At 33.2% G+C, this 4032-nt stretch carries 5 protein-coding genes; 1 reads left to right on the top strand and 4 read right to left on the bottom strand.

Translation table 11 applies throughout. The features are described from left to right. The 3 genes from BG20_RS04715 to BG20_RS12665 form a co-directional block, all read right to left on the bottom strand. Window positions 1-270 (bottom strand): hypothetical protein (locus BG20_RS04715; RefSeq protein ID WP_133936239.1); only part of this gene is annotated, 270 nt, incomplete at its 3' end. Window positions 271-393: 123 nt separating this feature from the next. After that, the gene (locus tag BG20_RS04710) at window positions 394-1692 is read right to left on the bottom strand and encodes a hypothetical protein (RefSeq protein ID WP_048097065.1); all 1299 of its coding nucleotides are present in this window, start codon (window positions 1690-1692) and stop codon (window positions 394-396) included. Window positions 1693-1816: 124 nt separating this feature from the next. Beyond that, a complete protein-coding gene (locus tag BG20_RS12665; RefSeq protein WP_193353019.1) occupies window positions 1817-1993 on the bottom strand; it encodes a hypothetical protein in 177 nt (58 codons plus the stop codon). A 109-nt stretch (window positions 1994-2102) separates the two neighbouring features. On the opposite strand from BG20_RS12665, the gene BG20_RS04705 reads away from it, so the two are divergent. Then, on the top strand, window positions 2103-2543 hold the full coding sequence (locus BG20_RS04705; RefSeq protein WP_010191538.1) for a CBS domain-containing protein: 441 nt from the start codon (window positions 2103-2105) through the stop codon (window positions 2541-2543). A 74-nt stretch (window positions 2544-2617) separates the two neighbouring features. Here the strand turns inward: BG20_RS04705 and BG20_RS04700 are convergent, their stop codons facing one another. Continuing rightward, window positions 2618-3835: a hypothetical protein gene (locus BG20_RS04700; protein ID WP_010191535.1), complete on the bottom strand. Its 1218-nt coding sequence runs from the start codon at window positions 3833-3835 to the stop codon at window positions 2618-2620. Window positions 3836-4032 lie beyond the last annotated feature (197 nt).

Below are 4032 nucleotides of genomic sequence, written 5' to 3'. Positions count from 1 at the left end.
TTCAGAATCTTTACCCATTATGTCATCCATATCCTCTGAAACAATCGTAGGCAGGCTAGCCGATTCTTCCATCATCATATCTATTACAGATTGAGGCATCTTGTCAACAATTACTTGACGTTCCTGTTCATCCATAATTGAAAATTTTTCCAGAGTCAAGCCTTGTTCAAGATTCTCTAGTGCTACAGGTAATGGCTCATTGACTTCTACTTTATAAAAAAGTGGACTAGCTAATACCCCTCCAACAATTACAGCAGCTGCAATGATCACAGATATCACCACTTTACGCATGAACATAAAATCATAATGATGTTAATATGCATTTTACCAAATTTTTGTTTTCATTTAGTTCGTTATTTTGTGCATGAACTAAAGTAATATGAAAAGCAGGTACTATCGTGCATTAAGTACACTAAACATTTCAACTTTGGCCCGATTAAGATCATTTCTTAGGTGTTCAATATTTTCAGTGAGTTTAGTCACTTCTAGATCATAGGTTAATGACCTTGGAGTCTGATGTATTAGAATTTCAAGACGTTGTTTTTCAGTTTTAATTTTTTCTTGTAAATCAGATACTTTCTTTTCTAATTCATCTATAGATGATGAAATATCGCCTTTATTCTTTAATGAAATAGATATTGATTGGGGGTTTTCAGTACTAATTTGTACACTATTGATTTGACATGAATTTGGCGATATGTCATCAGCAAGTCTAACAGATTGTGTTTCAAAATCAGAAGTCACCAAAATTTCAGGCGCATGAATGGCTTTGTCTTTTGCACAGATCTGAAACAGTGAATTATACATTAGAATATTTTTTAGTTGAGTTTGTGGCTGAATGTTTGATTTATGTACTGAAAGTTTTGTTAAAGACGAACCATCAATAGGGGATTCTAAAAAGGGCTTGAACTTTAATCCAGATATCTCGGTAGGTTCAACATATAGAGCAAGCTTGTATCGATTTAGCTCATCTTTTGTCTTTGTAATGTTGTTTCGAAGTTCTACAATTTTCTGAGTTGTATCGGAGATGGTACTCGTAGTATCATTTGTAACTCCAGATAATTTTGCTCTTTCACTTGCAATGTTTTGCTCTAATCCACTAATTTTATTTTCAAGACTGGTGATCTTTGCTGTAATTCCACCTTTGTTAGTCATGGTTGCCTTTATTGATTCAGGGTTGGCACTTTTGATTTGTACTGCTGTGGTCTGACATGTATCTATCTCAATTCTTTCAGCAAGTTTCACACGTTTTGCTTCACTGTCAGAAACTACTACAATCTCCGGAGATCGAACAGTTGACTTTGCACATGCTTCCAATATTACATTGTATCCAACTACCCTAGGTTTAGGATCAAGTATTCCAGAGTTACCAAAGACCTTTACAGTATCAAGAATTTTTACAGTTCCAACAGATTGAATTTCTCCAGAGTTCATCGCAGAAAACACATCATTAATGGGCAAAGCCCATCCAAATTTAATTAATTTTGTAACAGAAGATATTTTCACACATGCAGGATGATTGTCATTTACGTTTGTTACTCTGATTAGTCCTTCCTTGCATACTACATCATCAGAGGAGAAATTAAGTTTCATTTGTTTTTTTGGTGAAACTACATCAGCAAATGCAGAATTATCTAACAATATGGTTATTGACATACAAAATACAATCAGAAGAATAATTTTGGAAAACATGTATTATTTTCCTCCTTTTGGCATGTAGTGACTGATCATTTGAATGACTCCAATAATTCAGAATCAAATTCTAAATGACCGTCTTTTTTCATAGCTCTAATTATGGATGATGTAAAATTTCTGATCAATAGTCATCATCCTCTACAAATATCCAAGACAAACCAACAACATACATTGCAGATGTATTGCATTTAGATATCAACTCTAGGTGAAGTTTTTCATCCGCTTTTACTGGAGTACTTTCAACCAGAGTTTTTGTAGCCTTGGAGTGGCCATTTTCAACATATTGTATTTGTTGCATTTTCAAAATTATTAGAACATAGAGATATTTGTCAATAGGGGATCAATTGTGGCATGCCATATTTGATAATAGAGCAAAATCTTAAAAAGAAAATAAATCGATTTGTATTATGTCTGATTCAGAAAAGACCAAAATTTCAATAAATAATTTTATGACTCGAAACATAAAGTCAATTCAATCAAATACTAGTGTAAAAGATGCAAGTAAAATCATGTATGAATCCCACATTCCATCATTAGTGGTTCAAGATTCAGAAGAGATCCTAGGAATTGTAACGTATGAAGACATTGCCGTAGCATTGACTATTTATGAAAATAAACCTGAAACTGAAATTAAAGAAATAATGTCATCTCCGATAATCTCGGTTAAATCGGATGCTTCAATTTTGGATGCAGTTGAATTGATGCTAGCAAAAAAAATTCATGAACTTCCTGTAATAGATGACGGGAAAATTAAAGGAATCATCTCATCCACAGATCTCATAGTTTTGTTATCTATGATAAATGAGGAACATTTGTACGAAGTAGTGCGTGGCCAGATATCAAAATAAGGATGAATTGGACGTATAGTTTAGATTCTCTTTCATCTAATTTTCTTATTATTTGTTCAATTTGTTGATTTAATTTATTGTCTAAATGCTCTATACAGTATTTGGTTATACTGTTCCTTGAGAAGACTGATCTGACCTCTCAATTCAATTATTTTTGCAGAATGCATTTCTAGCTGCTCATTGTAATCAGATTTTTTTGTGTCATGAATTAGTGAGCGGATCGTGTTTCTTTCATCGTTTAATTGCTTTTGTAATTGAATTAACTGATTTTCAATGTTAGGTATTTTGTTAGAGTCTGTATTTCCAGCAGTATCTATCTTAATTGTATCTGGATTCTTAGAGGTAATCTTTGTTGAAGTCATCTGACAAGTGTTTGGGGAGATCTTGTCACCGATTTTTACATTGGTAGTTTCTGTATCAGAAGAGATTCTCACTACAGGAAGACTAATTTGTTTATCAGCAGCACATGCTTCAAACACTACATCAAATGTGTTTTCAGCACTCAATGATTTTTTAACAGCAATTATTTCAGTTGATTCACCCGTAATCGGAATGCCAGTAAAAGTTAGTTTTTGAATATTGTATTTTTCTTTTGGTTCAGCATATATCGTAAAGTACAATCTATAAAGATCCTCTTTTTCATTGTTGATTTGTTTTCTGAGTTCTATTATCTTTGAAGACTGACTAGTGTCTGGAGATGATTTATCTCCTAATGCTTTTTTTGCAATGTCAAGTTCTTGCTGAAGGGAGGCAATCTTTGCTTCACCATCCGATAAAAGTTTCGAAATATCTCCTTTGTTTAACAGCTTGACTGTAATGCTATTTGGATCAGATGCTTTGATAAATGTGGTACTAAGAACGCAAGTGTTAGGATCTACATTTTGTGGGATTTCATAGCGTTGTGTCTCACTGTCGGATTTTATTAAAACGTCTGGAACATAGATTCTAAGAAATGAAGCACAGACCTCAAATCCAAAACTATATCCTGATGGAGCACCACCTGTGAATACCTTTCCATATTGAGTCTTAACTGGTTCGGTAAACAATTTGTTTATGGTTCCAAATGAAGTGGCATCTAGTTTTGTCTGAGATTCCAAAGTTTTCTGATCAATTGGTTTTGCCCAACCGCTAGTGACGAACTTTATCACATGACTTATTTTTACACATGCTGGGGTATTGGTTCTATCTCGAATTACCTTATACGTTCCAGTTTCACATGATATGTCATCTGAGGATATTCCCAAAGCTGTCTGTTTTTTTGGTGGGATAATATCGGCAAATGCATTATTCAAACTTGGACCTAGTATCAGAAAGGATACAGCAAGTAAAGTGAAAACTAATTGTAATTCGTTTATTCATTATTTTAATTTGATTCATTTCTTATTTAAGAGTTGATTGATAGTTATTTGGCAATACTTCATATTTTGTGGCATGCTTAATTTATGACATCCAATTCAAATTACAAATACACTGAATGTGATAAGAAATA

This window comes from Candidatus Nitrosarchaeum limnium BG20 (assembly GCF_000241145.1).
GTDB lineage: Archaea > Thermoproteota > Nitrososphaeria > Nitrososphaerales > Nitrosopumilaceae > Nitrosarchaeum > Nitrosarchaeum limnae.
Note: the sequence above shows the minus strand (reverse complement) of the source record. Positions and strands in the feature narration are given on the sequence as shown.